Origin of the sequence: Flagellimonas alvinocaridis, from assembly GCF_004916895.1 — a bacterium.
GTDB classification, from domain to species: Bacteria; Bacteroidota; Bacteroidia; order Flavobacteriales; family Flavobacteriaceae; genus Flagellimonas; species Flagellimonas alvinocaridis.
Genome location: NZ_SNTZ01000003.1, coordinates 180,159 through 199,547, shown reverse-complemented (window position 1 = coordinate 199,547; position 19,389 = coordinate 180,159). Strand labels below are relative to the sequence as shown.

General features: G+C 42.3%; 13 protein-coding genes. 9 read left to right on the top strand and 4 right to left on the bottom strand.

The window, feature by feature from the left end; genetic code table 11:
- The first annotated feature begins 16 nt into the window (after positions 1-16).
- The 6 genes from EZV76_RS08410 (at position 17) to EZV76_RS08385 (ending at position 6,885) form a co-directional block, all read left to right on the top strand.
- Positions 17-2,416 carry a TonB-dependent receptor gene (locus tag EZV76_RS08410; protein WP_136566099.1) on the top strand — a complete coding sequence of 800 codons (2,400 nt, stop codon included), beginning with the start codon at positions 17-19 and terminating at the stop codon, positions 2,414-2,416.
- A gap of 4 nt (positions 2,417-2,420) precedes the next feature.
- A complete protein-coding gene (locus tag EZV76_RS08405) occupies positions 2,421-3,260 on the top strand; it encodes a DUF4249 domain-containing protein (RefSeq protein WP_136566098.1) in 840 nt (279 codons plus the stop codon).
- 557 nt (positions 3,261-3,817) lie between these two features.
- Positions 3,818-4,333, top strand: a complete 516-nt coding sequence (locus tag EZV76_RS08400; RefSeq protein ID WP_136566097.1) for a nuclear transport factor 2 family protein — start codon at positions 3,818-3,820, stop codon at positions 4,331-4,333.
- Positions 4,334-4,361: 28 nt separating this feature from the next.
- Positions 4,362-5,129 carry a hypothetical protein gene (locus EZV76_RS08395; RefSeq protein WP_136566096.1) on the top strand — a complete coding sequence of 256 codons (768 nt, stop codon included), beginning with the start codon at positions 4,362-4,364 and terminating at the stop codon, positions 5,127-5,129.
- 128 nt (positions 5,130-5,257) lie between these two features.
- Positions 5,258-6,151 (top strand): DUF4382 domain-containing protein, encoded by an 894-nt coding sequence (locus EZV76_RS08390; protein WP_136566095.1) that lies wholly within the window; start codon positions 5,258-5,260, stop codon positions 6,149-6,151.
- Between the two features lie 122 nt (positions 6,152-6,273).
- Positions 6,274-6,885, top strand: a complete 612-nt coding sequence (locus EZV76_RS08385; RefSeq protein ID WP_136566094.1) for an FMN-binding negative transcriptional regulator — start codon at positions 6,274-6,276, stop codon at positions 6,883-6,885.
- Between the two features lie 4 nt (positions 6,886-6,889).
- On the opposite strand, the gene EZV76_RS08380 is transcribed toward EZV76_RS08385, so the two are convergent.
- Positions 6,890-8,668 (bottom strand): PorP/SprF family type IX secretion system membrane protein, encoded by a 1,779-nt coding sequence (locus tag EZV76_RS08380; protein WP_136566093.1) that lies wholly within the window; start codon positions 8,666-8,668, stop codon positions 6,890-6,892.
- A 303-nt stretch (positions 8,669-8,971) separates the two neighbouring features.
- Here EZV76_RS08380 and EZV76_RS08375 point away from each other — a divergent pair, with 303 nt between their 5' ends.
- A complete protein-coding gene (locus EZV76_RS08375) occupies positions 8,972-9,445 on the top strand; it encodes a GNAT family N-acetyltransferase (RefSeq protein WP_136566092.1) in 474 nt (157 codons plus the stop codon).
- Here EZV76_RS08375 and EZV76_RS08370 read toward each other — a convergent pair.
- Positions 9,421-10,548, bottom strand: a complete 1,128-nt coding sequence (locus EZV76_RS08370; protein ID WP_136566091.1) for an adenylate/guanylate cyclase domain-containing protein — start codon at positions 10,546-10,548, stop codon at positions 9,421-9,423. The two genes, EZV76_RS08375 and EZV76_RS08370, sit on opposite strands and share 25 nt — an antisense overlap.
- Positions 10,549-10,684: 136 nt before the next feature.
- On the opposite strand from EZV76_RS08370, the gene EZV76_RS08365 reads away from it, so the two are divergent.
- Together EZV76_RS08365 and EZV76_RS08360 are read left to right on the top strand one after the other, a co-directional pair.
- The gene (locus EZV76_RS08365; RefSeq protein ID WP_136566090.1) at positions 10,685-11,107 is read left to right on the top strand and encodes a DoxX family protein; all 423 of its coding nucleotides are present in this window, start codon (positions 10,685-10,687) and stop codon (positions 11,105-11,107) included.
- A 371-nt stretch (positions 11,108-11,478) separates the two neighbouring features.
- Positions 11,479-14,655: an ATP-binding protein gene (locus tag EZV76_RS08360; RefSeq protein ID WP_136566089.1), complete on the top strand. Its 3,177-nt coding sequence runs from the start codon at positions 11,479-11,481 to the stop codon at positions 14,653-14,655.
- Positions 14,656-14,720: 65 nt separating this feature from the next.
- On the opposite strand, the gene EZV76_RS08355 is transcribed toward EZV76_RS08360, so the two are convergent.
- Together EZV76_RS08355 and EZV76_RS08350 are read right to left on the bottom strand one after the other, a co-directional pair.
- Complete coding sequence (locus EZV76_RS08355; RefSeq protein WP_136566088.1) at positions 14,721-15,857, bottom strand: acyltransferase family protein; 1,137 nt, start codon at positions 15,855-15,857, stop codon at positions 14,721-14,723.
- A 60-nt stretch (positions 15,858-15,917) separates the two neighbouring features.
- Positions 15,918-19,364, bottom strand: coding sequence for a 4Fe-4S binding protein (locus EZV76_RS08350; RefSeq protein WP_136566087.1), 3,447 nt, complete (start codon positions 19,362-19,364; stop codon positions 15,918-15,920).
- Positions 19,365-19,389: the final 25 nt, after the last annotated feature.

Genomic DNA, 19,389 nt, shown 5'->3' with positions numbered 1-19,389 from the left:
ATTCAAAAAATCACAAATGAAACAAAAAAAGAAACGGCATGGCCCGCTATTATGGCTTTTGGGTCTATGTCTATCATTGAGTCCATCGCTCATGCATGGGCAAAACAATTTTACCATTAGTGGAAAAATTTCGGATAGTTCCAATGGGGAGACCCTATTTGGCACTTCCATTTTTCTACGTGGTACCGATATTGGTGCCATTAGCAACGAATACGGATTTTATTCCATCAGTGCTCCACAGGGAAGCTATACCCTCGTGTTTTCGTATATGGGTTACAACGAAATGACCCGAGAGATTGTTTTGGACCAAAACATGACCCTTGACGTGGAATTATTGGAAGCATCCACCCAGCTTGATGAGGTAGAGGTCACCGCTGAAGAACCGGAACGCGCCCTACTTCGCAAGCCTGAAATGAGTGTTTCCAAACTCAACATAAAAACTGTAAAACAAATGCCTGTTGTTTTGGGCGAAGTGGATATTATCAAGTCTTTACAGATTCTCCCCGGGGTTACCAACAATGGAGAAGGTTCCAGCGGGTTTCATGTACGCGGAGGAGCCGTGGACCAAAACTTGGTGCTTCTGGATGAAGCCATTATATACAACACCTCCCACCTGCTGGGTTTTTTCTCCGTTTTCAATGCCGATGCCGTAAAGGATCTTAAACTATACAAAGGGGGCATTCCTGCAAGGTTCGGAGGACGGGTATCATCCGTGTTGGATGTGCGCCAGAAGGATGGGAACAGTAAAAACTTTGCCATGACCGGTGGAATTGGTGCCATTTCCAGCAGATTGGCCCTTGAAGGGCCCATGTTCAACGACCGTGGGTCTTTCTTGGTTGCTGGAAGAGGCTCCTACGCCCATCTGTTTTTAAAGCTAGCCGGTGAGGACAACAGTGCCAGTTTTTACGATCTTAACCTAAAAACAAATTACAACCTCAACAAAAACAACAAACTCTACCTTTCGGGATACTTTGGGCGAGATCTTTTCAATTTTGGAGGTTCTTTTAGCAGTAGTTATGGGAATGCTTCGGGCAACCTTCGTTGGAACCACATTTTTAATGATCGTCTATTTTCCAACCTCTCCCTGATTTTCAGCAATTATGATTATGAATTGGGAATCGATTTTTTTGATTTTGATTGGGTTTCATCCATTCAAAACTATAATATAAAGTACGATCTTAAGTATTATTTCAGTGATGCCTTCAAACTCGATTTTGGAGCAGGAACCATAAAGTATGTGTTTGATCCCGGAAGGATAAAACCCACTGATCCAAGTTCTGCCATCAATGAACTACAATTGGACAAAAAACGTGCTTTGGAGAGTGCAGCCTATATTAATGCGGAACATAAGCTTACGGATAGATTAACGGCGCAGTATGGCATCCGCTTCAGCCATTTTAACCGGATGGGCGGACAACCCTTGAACGAATATCTAGATGACAGACCTTTGGTCTATAACAGCACACTTCGTATTTATGAGAGGCAAGACCCCATCAATGAGGTAAACTATAAAAAAAGCGAGAGCATTGAAACATTCAGCAATTTGGAGCCTCGTGTTTCCTTGGCGTACCAACTCAATGAACTCTCATCGGTAAAATTGGGATACTCCAGAGCAGCTCAGTACATTCATCTATTATCCAATACCTCTTCGGTTACTCCCATTGATGTGTGGACCCCCAGTGGCAAGTACATAGAGCCTCAGCTTTCCGACCAATTCGCCTTGGGCTATTTTAGAAATTTTAAAGACAAGGTGTATTCCATGGAGGTAGAAACCTTCTATAAAACAGTGGATAACCGAATCGACTATATTGATGGGTCCGACTTAATCGGAAACAACACCATTGAGCGTGAGATTTTAAGCGGTGAATCCAGAGCATACGGGGTTGAACTATTGCTTCGGAAAAATGAAGGTGTCTTTACGGGGTGGTTGGCCTACACCCTATCCAAATCGGAACAAAGAACACCTGGCGGAGATGCAGGTGGGCCAGGAATCAACAATGGTAATTGGTACAGTACTCCGCATGACCGTACCCATGACATCTCCCTTACAGGAGCCTATGCTTTAAACGATAAATGGAGTTTCGGGGCCAATGCCATTTTTCAAACCGGAAGGCCAGTCACTTATCCTAATGGTCAATACCAATATGAAGGAATTTCCATTGCCAACTATTCGGAACGCAATGCAGATCGTTTACCTGCTTATCACAGGTTGGATATTTCCGCCACCTACCAACCTAATAGGAAGCCGCAAAATAGATGGAAAGGCGAATGGGTCTTTGGCATTTACAATGTGTTCAATAGGAGAAATGCCGCATCCATATCCTTTGGTCAGAACTTGGAAACTGGAGCCAATGAAGCCAGTAGAACTGCCATTTTCGGGATAGTTCCTTCTGTAACGTACAATTTTAAATTTTAAACTCATGAAATCATTTTATAAAGTTTGCATTGGCCTATTATTCTTGGCCGCATCGTGCACCGATGTTATTGATGTAGATGTTCCCGAAGGCCCAGAGCGGTTGGTCGTGGAAGCTTCCTTGGATTGGGAAAAAGGAACCTCAGGGAATAATCAGACCGTGGTATTGAGCACCTCGACCCCATTCTTTGCCGAACAAAAATTTGCTCCTGTTCTTGGGGCTTCTGTCAAAGTCATCAACTTGGATAAATCCACGGAATTTGTGTTCGAAAGTCAAAATAACGGACAGTACACCACCTCATCTTTTGTACCTATCGTGGGTGACACCTACCGCCTAGAGGTAATTTACAGCGGTGAAACCTATACGGCCACTGAAACCCTGTCCCCCTTGGTTGACACTATTGAGGTAACCCAATCCAAGGACGCCGGTGAGGATGAAGACGCCCTTGAAGTAAATGTCACTTTTAAAGACCCAGAAGGTCTTGGAAACTATTACTTCCTTCGCTTTAAAAGTCAGGATGACCTTTTGCCCGAACTCTATTACATCAAAGACGAGTTCATTGATGGCAACACGGCCACATTTTATTATGAAAAACTGGAAGACGAGGATAGTGTGGAAGAATTTGAACCCGGAGACTTGGTGGAAATTGCCTTGATGGGCATTTCGGAACAGTACCATGATTATCTCCGTCTTTTGGTAGACCAGTATGAAAATGCCGGAACCCCGTTCAGCCCTACACCGGTTCCGTTAATTGGTAATTGTGTGAACATGGACAATCCCAACAATATTGCCTACGGGTATTTTAGGGTAACTGAAGTTATTCAAACCAGTTACACTTTTCAATAATTCAAATAAGCATTCCCTTTCCATTGGTCTGGGAATGCTTTCTTTTCTTTTTCCCGGAACGTAAAATTCTCCTACCCCACAAATTGCCCCCTACACCATACATTTTGCGTGGGAAAAACCAGTGTTTTGACTCATTTTTAGTTGACTTCACGCATTTATCCAGTCTTTTAAGTGATTCATATACAGTTTTTTACTATATTTATTAGAACCGACTGTTTACAACCTCCCCCTTGCATTCTTCTCGGCAAGTCCCATTTCTAAATAGATCTTTGTACTTGCGCACCATGTTGATTCACGACGCTAGAAATTAAGCAAGTTGCCTTTTGACTACAGATTTGCATAACCCGTAAATCAATATTTTGAAAACATCAACAACTCTGGTTGATTCAACCCTTAAACATTGTGCAAAACATTCACTGCACATGGAATACTTCATGGGTATAAAAACATACACTATAAGGATAAGGCTTGACTTCTCCAATTACACATCGCATTATAACCTATCCCCTGACCCTGTGGTCGGGGTATTTTTTTTACTAACCTAAAATCAACAAACAATGAAGAAAATTCTTTTATCATTTGCAGCACTGGCTCTGTTAATCTGTGCTTGTCAACAAAATTCCGTGAGATATACACAGAATTCACCAGAGATTGATACTGTTAAAAAATTGATTGCCAATTATGACAGTAAAAACTATGATACCAGCATGTATGCTGATACCTCCAAGACCTACTACAATTCCAATGATAATGCCATGTCGGCCGCCCAAACCATGGATTACCACAGGGAGTCCGAAGTAAATTATGCGTCCAGAGGGTTCAAAAGTGATCATCAAGAATATGAGATGGTGGTTACCGATGATGGTGAAACATGGGTGAACTGTTGGTTACAATGGAGGTGCACCCTCGCAGCCAACGGTAAGGAAATAGCCGTTCCCGTCCACTTGACCCTCCAATTTGTAGACGGCAAAATTGTTAAGGAATATGGCTACTGGGACCCTACCGAAATTGTATTGGAACTCCAAAAAATTGAAGCTGAGGCGAAGATGATGGAGGAAGAACAAACAGAATAATCATAAAACCATACTAAAACTAAAAACAATGAAACGATTACTTTTAACACTAACACTAGCGCCAATTTTAATAATGGCCCAACAGACAAATCAACCACCAATCTTTATGAATGTGATGATGACCCCACATCCAGAAAAGATTGAAGCATTTGAAGCCGGCGTAGCGGCCCATAACAAGAAGTACCACACCAGTGACCCAGGTCAGGTAAGTGTATTTTGGGTGGCCAGCGGCGAAAATTCAGGAAAATATGTGTGGAGTATGGGTCCAACTTCATGGGCGGCCATGGATGATGTGAGCAATTACGATGATGCACATACCCAAGACTGGAATACCAATGTAGCCGCAAATGCACTGGCAAAAATGGAAACCACCTATTGGAAAAACGACCCTAAGCATTCCAATTTCAGCAGGGATTTCAACCTAAAGAACCTGTCCATTTTTATGGTGGATGTAAAACGGTTCAAGCAGATGGAGTTTGCTTCTATATTGGATCGCGTGTACAAAGTGTTCAAGACCAAAGACCCAGACCACCAGTGGGGAACCTACTTCAATGAACTTCCCAATATGGACGGGCAAGATTTTGTTTGGGTCGATTTTTTTGAAAAATCAGCTTGGATGGGAGAAGAAGATAAGTTTATGCAATGGTATGAAGAAGTCCATGGCGCAGGCACCTTTTCTGGTTTCCTAAAAGATGTTGAAGCTGCCACAAATGGTGACCGTGGCGAACTGTGGATCTATAGAGGTGATCTCAGTGGTTCAAGCGGTGAGGTGAAGTCAAGGAGTAGCGGCCAGTAATTTTATAGGATTTCAGCTTCAAAAAGACACCAAAGGATTGCATTTCATCGAAAAAACGGGGTTTGGACGCGGAAAGAAGTCATTTTCAGCGTACCTATAACATGAACCTATTAATTAAACCCCATACAATGAGAACAAAAATCTTTATTTACGCACTGAGTTTTATCCTTTTTGCATTTATTGGCTGTTCAGATGACGCTGAAAACGGCAACACAGACACCATGGGAAGGTTAACAGTTCAGTTGACCGATGCCCCTTTTCCGTTTGATATGGTGGCAGAGGCCAATGTCACTATCTTTAAAATAGATGCAAGATTAAAAGACGGCGAAGATGACAATGAAGAAATGGAGGATGAAAGTGGTTCTTCCTTTGTTACCTTAATGGAAGAGGAAATTTCCGTTAATCTTTTGGATTTGACCAACGGAACCACGGAAACCATGGCCGATTTGGATGTACCCGTTGGCACATATGATCTTATACGAGTATATGTGAAGGGTGTAAACGTGGTTTTGACCGATGAACGCACCTTTGACCTTAAGGTTCCAAGTGGTGAGCAGACCGGGATTAAAATATTTATTGATCCTGCTCTTACCGTGGCAGGTGGTTTATCCAGTGATTTATTGTTGGATTTTGATGTTAGCCGCTCTTTTGTAGCCAAGGGTAATGTGAATTCTGTTGATGGCATCACAGGATTCAATTTCAAGCCTGTAATCAAGGTCAGCAACCTGTCCACAGCAGGTACTTTGAGTGGTGTGGTCACCACCATGGATGGTGAATCTTCCATTGCAGTGGAAGACGCCCAAATTTCTGTGTTGGATACAGACGAGGAGCCAGTAATCTCTGGAGCTACCAATGTGGATGGAAACTATGCCATAATGGGACTCAATGCCGGCACCTATAAAGTATTTGCCTCTATGAACGGATTTGTGAACACCGATACCGTAGAAGTTGAAATTGTAGCTGCCAACAAGACCATACAAGACTTCATTTTAGAAGCTGAAGTGGTTGAGGAAGGCAACTAGTCTCCTATTGATATTGAACCAAAAGAAAGCGGGGCAATGCCCCGCTTTTTTATTTTTTACCTGAAATCGCATGGACACGTATTTGTATCTTTGGATTCATTATCCCATAACGTTACCATTCCATGTACATTCCGCATCATTACAAAAATGAAAATCTTGATGAAGTGAAGGATTTTTTAACCCAAAACAGTTTTGGTATCTTGATCAATACTGTTGATGGGAAACCTTGGGGGACTCACATTCCTTTAGAATTGGAGACCAACCAAACTGGCAAGGATATTTTGGTGGGTCACATCTCAAAAGCCAATCCACAATGGAAAAATTTCATAAGTCCTTCAGAAGTGTTGTGCATTTTCAATGGACCCCATACCTATGTTTCTTCATCATGGTATAAAGAAGAAGAGGTTCCCACATGGAACTATATTGCCGTACACATCTATGGAAAAGTTACCATTTTGGATGAAGAACAGACCATGGCTTCTTTACATAAACTTGTGGATAAATACGAGCAAAACTTAAAAAATCCCATTTCTTTGCATCAGATGTCGCCCAAGACCTTACGCCAAGTAAAGGGGGTGGTAGGCTTCCAAGTTGAAATCACGGAGATTCAGGCAGCCTATAAGCTTTCGCAGACCCGAGTTGACGATCATCCCAAAATCATCTCTGAGCTTAACGAAGTCAACGACCCCGGAAGCAACACCATTGCCGAAATCATGAAAAGACGAAAGTCTTGACGATTTATTCGTTATCCTGATAAATAGCATCGGCCCAATTGGAATATCGGGGATTGTCCACATGCATGATCCATATCTCGTCGGTATACTTGCCTTTCATTTTGGACTGATAGGCCGCATAGGCATCTTCATTTTCCTGATACTTGGCCAGATACACATAATTAAGACCATTATCAGGGTTTTTAAAGTATTCCACATCCAGTCCTTTTGCCTTCAGCTTATTCATAAAATCTTTCAGGTACCTCTCATTTTTAAAGACATTGGCCACAATATAATGCCCTTTCCCTACCCCATCCAAATTGATGAACTTTTCAATGGGCTTGTAATCTCCCCCAGAAAAGGAACCACTTGATTTTTTAACAGTATGGTTCTGATTATTGGTTGAGTTGGCAGCCAATTGCGTTTCTGACATACTCTTCGCCAAGGAATCCAGGTCTTCTGTATTGGCCAAATACAACTTTTGTGCTTTCGCTTCTATATCGGGTCTGGTATTTCCCGTTTGCTGCTTCACCATATGCATGACCATTTCAAACCGTTTTTCCAAATCACGTTGCCTATTCTGCTCCATAGAATCCATCCTAAAAATAAGCTCGTTGATCACTGCATAATTATCTTCTTGCTGTGCCCTTAATTTTTCCAACTGTTCTTCCCAAAATGCCAAACCCTCTTTGTTGGTAGGTCGCAAAGTGGTCTCCACATCCAATTTGCTTTTCTGAACTTCCTTTTTTGACTTTTTGGCATCGGCTACCAAAGTTCCCTCGATGGGCTTTGACCCATCGTTTTCCGTTTCATTGGAAACCATAACGTTCTTGGACAAGGTTGGCACAAAGGAATAAGCTATTGACACCTCGTGGGTAACGCCAAGATTTATTAGGTTGTTATTGATATTTTTTTCAAAATTATAGCCAAAGGAAAGTCTGCGGTTCAAGTTGAACCCTGTTCCGGCGGAAGCTCCATAAAACTGGTCGTATCCTCCTTGAATCCAACCCAATTTGGGAAGGTCCAAAATAACCCCACCTCCAAAAATGGGATCATTGCTTCCCGAAAATCTTGCCCTTGCCAAGGGCATTAGTCTACCATCTTCCAAAATCCCGCGTCCATTTTCAAACTCATGGGCAAACTGAACATGTCCAGAAAAAGTCTTTTCCGAAATATTGGTCAAAGACTTACCGGATTTTATATTGTAATCCACCAAATTCTGGGCAAAGACCCCAAAATCGAACTTACCCAGGGAAAGGTTCAATCCTGGTTGAAAAGAAATGATGGAATTTTCGGAAGCCTCATTCAACAAGGGATCATCCTCAAGTGCAACAGCCCTATCCGGGTCAAAACTACTTACATAATAAGGAATGTTAACCCCAAAGGTGAGACTGCTTTTTTGCCCCAATTGTATCCCATGGGAATAATTGGCCATTACCCCTAAATTGGAGATGACACCAGATTTTTGGTTATACAAGCTCATTCCAATACCAATTCTATCATTGACCTGACCGCTGTAGCTCAAAAAATAATTCTGGTTGTTGTCACTGAACTCTGCGCTTTGACTCCTGTGGAAAAAGTTTACATACGATTTGTCTTCCCGTACCGCAGAAAAAGTAGGGTTTATTAAAAACCGATTGTATTTGAGCAAATTTTGGAATGGAACATCATAGCTCATATAGGGGTTACTATCTTGAGCTAGTACTGTTTGACTGCCAAGCCAACACGAAAAAACAAACAATAAGACGCCTTTAGGTCTTAACTGGTGGGGGCTCCATAAAGATAATAGTAGTCGTATTTCCATAGCCGATTGGAATTTGTAGGTTAAGATACCCGTTTGGGACAGGTAGGTGTTTTTGGTTTTGTCTCATTAGCAAGATTTGGGAACTTGTAAGAGTTTTATTACTAATATGAATCGTAATATTACGTAATAATTCGGTAAACAACCAATTTTTTCGTTAAACGGAAAGGTTTCTCGTTATGACAACGTTTTAAGCATCAAAATATTGGCTACACCCCTCAAAAAAAGAATGTTAAGGCTTACAAAATTATAATTTGATTTTCATGGTTTACCTGTAATTTTGTAGATAGTCTTATCCTATTGCACATGACCGTAAAACCTAAAATAGTTCCATATTCTGATATCTATCGTACAGCATTCAGGACCCTAAATGAGGAATGGATCACCAAGTATTTTAAGATGGAGGAAATGGATCGTGTCTCCCTCCATCATCCCAAAGAATATATTTTGGACAAGGGCGGTTATATTGCCGTGGCTCTTTGGGAAGATGAACCTGTAGGCGTCTGCGCCCTTATTCCCAGTAAGCAAGAAGGGTATGATTTTGAACTGGCAAAAATGGGAGTGTCGCCCAAAGCACAAGGAAAAGGCATAGGAAAACTTATTGGGCAGCACATTGTTGAAAAAGCAAAATCCTTGGGGGCAAAAAAGCTATATTTAGAGAGCAATAGGGTATTAAAACCAGCATTGGGGTTATACGAAAAACTGGGTTTTGTTGAAATAAAAGGTGTTTCCTCTCCCTACGAACGAAGTGATATTCAAATGGAACTTATTTTGGGCTGATTTCCTTCGTCCAATTTAATAGTGACCAATTGAATTTGTTCCTTTTTCCCTCGCAGTTTTAGATAATCCATTGGAACAAACCGATATGATTGTTCCTGCCGCTGCAATTGGTCTGCCAAAGCATCTGAAATCAGTATCTGTGTGCCATAAGCATTACATTCCGCTTGTATCCGGGATGCTGTGTTTAGCACATCACCCGTATAGATTATCTCTTTTTTCAACACTCCTATCTCGCCGGTGGTCACAAGTCCAATGTGGTAACCTGCTTTGAATGTTGGAAAAAAATTAAACTCTTTCTTATATCTATTCCTCTTTTTTTCCAATGCTTCAGAGATTTTATAGAAGCATGCAATACAATTATTGTTGTACAGGCCTAATTTTTCGGGCCAAGTGACCACTACCTCATCCCCAACATACTGGTAAATTTCACCTGAAGTTTCCAAAATGGGGCTAGACATATCGGCATAACATGATTTCAAGAGCTCAAAATACTTGGAATGCCCTAATTCTTCTGCTATGGTAGTGGAGGATTTCATATCCAAAAACATAAATATCCTGCCCTCCCTTTTTGGGGTATGGTATTTTCCAAATAAGAAGTTTAAAAATACATTGCCCCCCAAATAAGAAGAAAGTTCTGAGAACAGCATGGCCATTATCAATCCAAAAGCTATGTACACCACAACGCTCCAAAAGGCAAAACTGTTAATAAACATTTCAACGCTGTGCAGCACTGTTTTGCTTAATAGATGTTCTTCAAACCGATTACTATTTACCCCAAAGGTCAACAGCACCAAAAACAGCACAATGAATACCAGATAGAAGTGCACTTTCAAAACCACCTTTACCCAGAGAGGGCTTTTTGTGAATTTTTTTCCCAACCATGACACTTCGACCCAGCCGTGTAAAAATCCCATAACAAACCCACCAAAGCTCGCAAATGCGAGAGAGGTCATAAAGTCATATCTGTTCTGGGTTGAAGGATAATAATCCATTCTGCCCAAGATTCCTTTTTCCAAAATACCGTACACAAAACCAAACAACAACCAAACACAAGCAAATAACAAAGCCTGTTTAATATATCTTATGTATTTGGGATGCAACATGTCCTTTAAAGTTAGTACATTCTTATTCCTTTTGATAATACTTAGCCCCAAATCCCCAAAGATTGCCTTATAAAAAAATTGGTCATCTCGCTAAAAATGAGTACCTTAAGTTAATCAACCTATAAATCCGTTTATCATGGGAACAGTAAAGGACCTTAACAAATGGGCCAACGCCCATACCTATTATCCATTGGATTTACTTCGCGTTGCCTTGGGTGTTTTTCTTTTTATAAAGGGTATAGAATTTATGACAAGCCATGAACAAATGGCGGTAATGGCTAGACCCTTTCAAGAGATGCCCGGCGGCATGCTTATTCTGCACTATGTTACTCCAGCTCATTTTGTGGGAGGTTTTTTAATTGTGATAGGATTATTGACCCGCTGGGCTGTGATTGCACAATTGCCCATTTTAATAGGCGCCATTCTTACCAATTTTCTTGGGGTGATGGACGTATCCAATCTCATTCTGGCAATTGTAGTTTTCTTGCTATGTATTTTCTTCACAATTTATGGGTCTGGAAAGCATTCGACGGATTATTATCTGAAAATGCAGCAGTAAAGACTATTGGTACCACATCGAAAGGCTGTTTTTAAATCGATGCACATTGAACACATCACTTTGTTTGCATCACTTTAAAACACTACCTTTAATTTGCTGTTAATCAACCTAAAACCAATACCATTAAACGCATTGCCTTCATATTACTTTGCGTATGCCTTTCGATCAACATTGCGGGAGGGCAGACAGGTATTATAGATAGTCTCCAAAAAAAATACACTTCCGTTGATTCTGATTCCCTTCGGATTCGAATCTTAAAGGACATTGCTTGGGAGTACTTGAACAATAGGGGCAACTCCACTCTGGCCAGGGCACATATCGATAGCTTTCAAAGGTTAAGTAAAGAAAAAGAATTGTTCTGGGGCATTGCAATGGCAGATTACCAGTATGCTGTTTTGGAACGACAAATTGGAAACTATGATCAGGCCTTGACTCATATTGATGCCTACCTTACTCATTTTAGAACCCAACAAGACTCATTTTCCTTGGCGGACGGGCTTTACCAAAAAGCCATTATTTTGGATAATCTGGGCAACTTTGATGAAAGCTTGGGAATCTATTATGACATTCTAAAAATCTATGAAGCCCATGACAATCAATTCAGCATTGCCAATACGCTGAATGCCATGGGGGAAATCCTGAAAAAGACCGGGAAAGTGTCCGAAGCCATGGACCACTACCAAAGAGCCTTGGCAATTTTCACCACTTTGGGAAACAAACCGGAAATGGCCAATTGTCTTTTTAATATTGGAGATACTTACATGCTTCAAAATGAATATGGAAAGGCAACGGACTACTTTAACCAAGCATTGGTTTTGGACCAAGAAACCAATAGTGACTGGGGCAAGGCCTTTGATTATGAAGCATTGGGCAAAGTGTATGGGCGACAAAAAAAGTATGCCGAATCTTTGGAACATCACAAAAGAGCATTGGCTTTACGGGAAAAATTGGGTCAGCAGTTGGAACTCTCCATGAGCTACACACAAATAGGTGCCATTAATCTAGAAATGAACCAACTCAATGAAGCTGAAAAAAACATCCTTTCTGCCATAGCCATATCTGAAACCATTGGGGCACGGCCAGAGCTTCAGGAAAATTTTGGCATCCTCTCCAGAATTTATGAAAGTAAAGGCGACTTGAAAAAAGCACTCGATTATAAAAATAGATTCATCGCCATAAAAGACAGCCTTTTCAATGAGGCCAAATCCAAGCAAATTGAAGAGCTACAAGTACGGTTTGATACCGAGAAAAAGCAAGATGCCATCACTGCACTTCAAAAAGATGCAGAAATAAGCGGACTGAAGATACGGCAACAGAAAATCCTTAGGAATATTGTCATTGGGCTTGCCTTGGCCATAGTGTTATTTCTTTTGTTTGCTTTTAATCGGTACAAACAGGAGCAACGGGTCAAACAGGCCGACGAAGAAAAAAAACGCGCAGTTTTGGAAGAACGCAAACGTACGGAGATTGAAAAGCAACGGGTTTCCGAACTCAAAAAAATAGATGCCCTTAAAGATGAGTTCCTTGCCAATACTTCCCACGAACTGCGTACCCCTTTGGTCGGTATTATTGGATTGACCGAATCCTTGAAGGACGGCATTGCCGGCAAACTACCCAAAGCTGCGCTGGAAAATCTGGATATGATTTCAAGTAGTGGCAAACGGTTGTCCCATTTGGTCAATGATATCCTGGATTTCTCAAAATTGAAAAACAACGATTTGTCCTTGGTTCGTCAAGCCGTAGATATACTTGCGGTATCCAATATTGTGCTACGTCTCTCGCAACCCTTGCTACAGGACAAAAATTTAAAGCTCATCAATTCAATCCCAAAAGATATTCCACCTGTGGGTGCTGATGAAAACCGATTACAGCAAATCATGCACAACCTCATTGGCAACGCCATTAAGTTTACCGAGAAAGGATACATTACCCTATTTGCCGAGGTCAAGGACAATTTCGTGGCCATCTCGGTATCGGATACTGGAATTGGAATTTCCCAGGACAAGCAGCAAGCCATTTTCAATTCGTTTGAACAGGGCGATGGGTCCACACAAAGAACCTATGGAGGTACAGGACTTGGTCTTTCTGTCACCAAACAGCTGGTGGAGCTGCACGGAGGAACCGTTCAGGTTGAATCCAAACCGGGTAAAGGCTCCATATTTACATTTACCCTGCCCAAGAGCAATATCACCCGAAAAGAGCTCAAACAAAGAACCCAAGATGCCCAGGATTATATTCAACCCATGGTTAAGGGAAACGAACGGCCAACCACACAACGTAAAGTAGCCAAAGTGGAAGGGGAATCACCCACAATTCTTGTTGTGGACGATGAGCCGATCAATCGTAGGGTTTTGGAAAATCATCTTACCATAGCCGGATATGAGGTCATCGAAGCAAGTTCCGGTAAGGAGGCCCTGAAATTATTGGACAACAATACGCCGTTTCAGCTTATACTACTTGATATCATGATGCCAGGCCTGTCTGGTTACGAGGTATGTGAAAATATACGCATGAAACACGCCGCCAGTGATTTGCCCATCATCTTACTCACCGCCAAAAACACGGTAAACGATCTTGTGATTGGATTTAAGGCAGGTGCCAATGATTATTTGACCAAACCATTTTCCAAAGGCGAGTTGTTGAGTCGAATCAAGACCCACATTAACCTGAACACCATTCATAGGGCCACATCCAGGTTTGTTCCATCGGAATTTGTGCAATCCGTTGGCAAAGAATCCATTACCGACATTAAACTGGGAGACCATATTGAAAAAAATGTTACGGTTCTTTTTTCTGATATTCGTGATTACACTTCCCTTTCGGAAGGAATGACGCCGGAACAGAACTTTAAATTTGTGAATGCCTATGTAGGTAGAATGGGGCCAATTATTAAGGAAAACGAAGGGTTTGTAAATCAATATTTAGGTGATGGCATTATGGCGCTGTTTCCCAAATCTCCAGAAAATGCCTTGGATGCCGCCATTGAAATGCAACGTACCCTTAGTCTCTACAACAAAAGAAGGGTGGAAGAAAAAGGATACAAACCTTTATCCATTGGGATTGGATTGCATACCGGCCCCCTGATCATGGGAATCATTGGCGATGACAAAAGAAACGATCCTGCCGTAATTGCCGACACCGTGAACAGTGCAGCACGGGTTGAGGGGGTTACCAAACACTTTGGGGCCAAAATCATTATTAGCGAAAACAGCATCAATACCATGAAAGATGTTTCCGGATTCAATTTTAGATATCTGGGCAAAGTGAGGGTAAAAGGCAAGCAAAAGGCCATTGAAATTTATGAATGTATTGACGGCGACAGTATCGAGAGCATCTCATTAAAACTGGAAACACTATCGCACTACAGAGAGGGTATCCAAGCATTTTATAAAGGCCTGTTCAATGAAGCGTCCACCGCTTTTCAATGGGTCCTCTACAAAAATCCAGGGGACACAGTGGTTCAATACTTAAATGAACAAGCCAAAAAATATGCCGTAATCGGTGCGCCGGAGGGTTGGACCTCAGGTACCGTTATGCAGGAAAAATAATACGATCTATTTTCTTAAAGATTGATATATCTTCCTCGGAACATAAGGTGTAGTACTTTCCGGGCCTATCTTCTGGCGTAGGACAGTCTGGATCTAATCTGTTTAAACGAAATAGACCGTATCCATATCCTTGCGGGCTGTTCAAAAAACCTAAAGGACAACCAAGCACTAAGGCTATTGCCAATCAGCATGAAAATCATCAACATCAATAACATCATGGTGCCAGGAGCTTCACCAGGGTGTGTGGACATCCAATATTGTATACCCATCCAGTAGCCATACAGCCAAAGCGCTTGAAACATATACAGGGAGAATGAAATATCCCCAAAAAACTGCGGAGCGCGATATGTAGCCAATCGATTCAGCATTCCCTTGTTGTAGGCCAGACTTAATATGACAAAAGCAAAAACTCCGACGGTAAAAATATCTTCCACTCCATAATGCATACAGGCAACGACCATGGTGAGGAGTCCGACTCCAACAGCGTCCTTTTGAAAGAAGCCTCGGCCAATTCTACTCTTAAACGCCTGATAGACCAATATACCGATGGAAAACTCGGAAATGCAACGAAAAAGTCCGAACTCCCAAGTAGTATCCATATTTCCCTTGTCATGCCATCCAGGAATTAGCACCAATAGTGTAACACCTACAATGGACAAGGCCGCTAAGGTCAAATTCCTCTTTTTGAACAGCCAGACGAAAACGGGTACCATAATCAGATAGGTCCACCATTCCGCACCAATGGACCAAGCTGGCATATTCCAACTCAATCCATTCGGGTTGCCAAAGGTTTCTCCAAAAACTAGATGTAGCCAAAAGCCATCCTGCGGAAATAGAAACCCAAAATCCGATGCCGTTTTTGGTGCCAACACCAACAGTGACCCAAAAAAAATGAGATGTAAAAAAAGTAGCAGTAAGTGCAATGGATACAGTCTGGCAAACCTAGCTTTGATAAAAGAGGTTATGGTATCCAACCCAAATACCTTGAACTTATCGGCATAGACATGGGTAATCACAAAACCGCTTAAGATAAAAAAGAAGTCGACCCAAAGATATCCTTTTCCCAGGATCATGCTGGACTCTCGGGAGATTAGATGGGGCAAACCCGCAAAAGAAGTGACCTCATCAAAATGATAGATGACCACCCAGATGGCTGCCAGTCCCCTAAGGGGAGTCAATGTTCCCAAATATGCTTTTTTCATCACAGATAATTTTTAAAAGTTAATAGTTGTTCTTCCTTTCTTGGAAGGCTTCCTTGAAGGTTATGCCATAACCGATTCTTCTTGATTTTTGTTTGCCATGGCATGATAACCTACATATCTATCCTGTATCTTTTTTTGCATCACCGAAACCCAACTATCATCTATCCTTTGTTCGTTTTCAAGCATTTTTTGAAATCTTCCTTCCATTTTCAGATAGTTCAACAAGGGTATGTGGGGCGCTTCGGAATCCAACTGTAGTGGCAATCGACCCACTTCAACCCGTCTTGGGTCATGCCTATACAACAACCATTGTCCTGATGCTACTGCTGCTTTATGGTATTTGGACGGATGCTTCATATCAATACCATGAGCCGGACTATGGCAATAGGCAATAATGATGGACGGTCCATCATGACGTTCTGCTTCCACAAAAGCCTTCAAGGTTTGTTCTTGATCTGCCCCAATGGCCACGGATGCCACATAAACGTCTTCATACTGCATGGCCAAAGCCCCCAAATCTTTTTTCTGTTTCGATTTTCCCTTAGCAGCAAATCTTGCCGAAGCCCCATACGGTGTCGCCTTTGACATCTGTCCGCCCGTATTGGAATATACCTCGTTGTCCAACACCAAAATGTTCACGTTCTTTCCGGATGCCAACACATGGTCCAACCCACCATAACCAATGTCATAGGCCCAACCATCACCACCAACAATCCATACGCTCTTCTTCACCAGACTATCCACATCCTGTAATAACTGTTGTGCTTCAGGCATTTGCACTTTCTTCAGTACGGCCTTCAATTGTTCAATACGATTTCTTTGCTGGTTGATTTCACCCTCGGTGGTTTGCCTGGCATTTAAAATATCCCGAATCAATTGGTCTCCAATAAATCCCGAAAGCCTCTGAAGCCCTCTTCTGGCTTTCATTGCCTGCTGGTCCAAAGACAACCTAAAACCCAAACCAAATTCGGCATTGTCTTCAAACAAGGAGTTGGACCAAGCTGGCCCCTTGCCCTCTTTGGTTTTGCTCCACGGGGTAGTCGGAAGCGCACCCCCAAAAATAGAACTCGCTCCAGTGGCATTGGCCACCAACAAACGGTCACCAAACAATTGTGACAATACTTTTAAATAGGTGGCCTGCCCGCACCCATCCTCACCCATGGGGTATTTGAACAGGGGTTCCTGCAATTGTTGTTGACTTACTTTGGAAACATCAATTTTAGTTCGGTCCATCTCTGGAATGGCATCAAAATAATCCCAATGTTCCTTTTCCTGCTCCAAACGGGATTTACCATGGGTCATTACAAGGGCTTTGGCAGGACAAGCATCCACACAGTTATGACAACCCGTACACTGATCCGGATTTACCTGAATGGTATAATCCAATAGATTGAGCCCTTCCATTTCGGCCAATATTTCCATAGATTTCCACTGTGAAGGGGCTTCCCCTAAACTTTTGGAGTCATAGGCCCTTATGCGTAGTGCCCCAGATGGACATGCCATGCTGCATGCACCACACTGTATACACTGATCCGGGTTCCAACTGGGGAGTTCTTTGGCCAGTTCCCTATCATTATATATTGAGGTTCCCGTTGGATAGGTTCCATCCACGGGGAGTAGACTCACTGGGGCTTCGTCCCCTTTACCAGCCAAAAGTCGGCCTAAAAGTGTTTGGGCAAAGTCTTCATCCTCCTTCAATTCCCGTTCGATATGTTGATCTATGGATGACGTATCCACTCTTTTAATTTCTTCACGCCTTACGGAAAAGATTTGATGGTTGGAAACAGGATTGCCCATCATCAAATAGCTGGCATGCAAAACGGAAATGTTTTCGCCACTATTCTTTATATATTCCGATAGTTTTTCACTGTTGACCACATAGAGCTTCACCTGCTTCTTTTGAATGGTCTTTTGGGTTTCCTCGGAAAGTACATTCCACACTTCAGTGGGCTGGTCTTCGGATAGCACCACGACCACCCCTTGAAAGGCTAAACGCTCCAAGACAGAGTCTTTTTCAAGAAATTGAAGATTTTCACAGGCCACAAAATCCGCATTCGACACCAAAAAAGGTGCTTTTATGGGCGAATTGGAGACCCGAAAGTGGGCCACATTTCGAGAGCTTGATTTTCTATAGTCACACTCCTCATAGCCTTGTACAAATTTGCCCTCCGTATTTCCCACATACTGCAAAAGATTCTTAAACTGCTCGGAAGTTTTTGGATTTTTAACCGAATAAAACAAGGCCTGACCACCAAAGGGAATGGTAACCTCCATTTCAGCTTTGGGAAGGCTTAAATGGGTCACATCGTCCGAAATGCCCACCGTGAAATTATTCTTCGGCACTTCTTGCTTTAAATTGCAGATGATGGATTTGACCATAGTGGGTGTAAATTCCTTGGAACCCAACCCATACCTACCTCCAATGATCTTGGGAAGGAAACCATTTGCTTGGTTTTGCACCAAAGCTTGGGTCACATCCAAATACAAAGGCTCCCCTACGGAACCAGGTTCTTTGGTACGGTCCAAAACGGCAATGGCCTTGCATGTCTCCGGTAGGCTTTTGATAAAGTGCTCCACACTGAAAGGTCGATACAATCGTACTTTTACCAGTCCAATTTTTTCACCTTGGGCATTTAGTTGACCTATAGTGGTTTCAATAGTCTCGGTACCTGAGGCCATGGCAATGATCACCTGTTCTGCTTGGGGATGTCCCACATACTCAAAAATGTGGTACTGCCTTCCGGTAAGCTGGGCAAATTCGTTCATTTTTTGCTGCACGATTTCCGGACAGGCATTGTAATAGGCATTCACCGCTTCCCTGCTCTGAAAAAATACATCGGGAGCTTGGGAGGTTCCCCTAATCACGGGAGCATTGGGATTCAAGGCTCTGTTTTTATGAGACTTTATTTTATCCTTATCCATCATCCTTCCAATGACGTCATCGGTTACAGTTTTAATTTTGGATACTTCATGGGAAGTTCTAAAGCCATCAAAAAAATGTACAAAGGGGATTCTTGATGCCAAGGATGCCGCTTGGGAAATCAGTGCAAAATCCATAGCTTCCTGAACCGAAGCCGACCCCAAAAGGGCATATCCGGTATTCCGAACTGCCATGACATCGCTATGGTCCCCAAAAACGGACAAGGCATGTGTTGCCACAGATCTTGTGGCCACATGGATCACATTCGGGCTAAGTTCACCCGCTATTTTATACATGTTGGGCATCATCAAAAGCAATCCTTGTGATGCCGTAAAGGTGGAGGTCAATGATCCGGTCTGCAAGGCACCGTGCATAGCCCCTGCCACACCGGCTTCACTTTGCATTTCAAAAACCGAAGGAACATTGCCAAAAATATTTTCGTGTTGGTAAGCGCTCCATTCCTCAACCAGTTCAGACATTTCCGAAGATGGAGTAATGGGATAAATGGGAAATACCTCATTGGTACGATAGGCTACATGGGCTACGGCCTGATTTCCATTTACGATATTGTATTTCTGATTTTGCATGGGAGCGAGGTAATTTTTGTTAGTT

Coding starts and splice junctions, on each gene's coding strand:
- EZV76_RS08370 (WP_136566091.1), bottom strand. CDS start 10,548: ATGTTGCATCCCAAATACATAAGATATATTAAACAGGCTTTGTTATTT.
- EZV76_RS08385 (WP_136566094.1), top strand. CDS start 6,274: ATGTACATTCCGCATCATTACAAAAATGAAAATCTTGATGAAGTGAAG.
- EZV76_RS08410 (WP_136566099.1), top strand. CDS start 17: ATGAAACAAAAAAAGAAACGGCATGGCCCGCTATTATGGCTTTTGGGT.
- EZV76_RS08395 (WP_136566096.1), top strand. CDS start 4,362: ATGAAACGATTACTTTTAACACTAACACTAGCGCCAATTTTAATAATG.
- EZV76_RS08405 (WP_136566098.1), top strand. CDS start 2,421: ATGAAATCATTTTATAAAGTTTGCATTGGCCTATTATTCTTGGCCGCA.
- EZV76_RS08375 (WP_136566092.1), top strand. CDS start 8,972: ATGACCGTAAAACCTAAAATAGTTCCATATTCTGATATCTATCGTACA.
- EZV76_RS08380 (WP_136566093.1), bottom strand. CDS start 8,668: ATGGAAATACGACTACTATTATCTTTATGGAGCCCCCACCAGTTAAGA.
- EZV76_RS08360 (WP_136566089.1), top strand. CDS start 11,479: ATGGCAGATTACCAGTATGCTGTTTTGGAACGACAAATTGGAAACTAT.
- EZV76_RS08390 (WP_136566095.1), top strand. CDS start 5,258: ATGAGAACAAAAATCTTTATTTACGCACTGAGTTTTATCCTTTTTGCA.
- EZV76_RS08350 (WP_136566087.1), bottom strand. CDS start 19,364: ATGCAAAATCAGAAATACAATATCGTAAATGGAAATCAGGCCGTAGCC.
- EZV76_RS08400 (WP_136566097.1), top strand. CDS start 3,818: ATGAAGAAAATTCTTTTATCATTTGCAGCACTGGCTCTGTTAATCTGT.
- EZV76_RS08355 (WP_136566088.1), bottom strand. CDS start 15,857: ATGAAAAAAGCATATTTGGGAACATTGACTCCCCTTAGGGGACTGGCA.
- EZV76_RS08365 (WP_136566090.1), top strand. CDS start 10,685: ATGGGAACAGTAAAGGACCTTAACAAATGGGCCAACGCCCATACCTAT.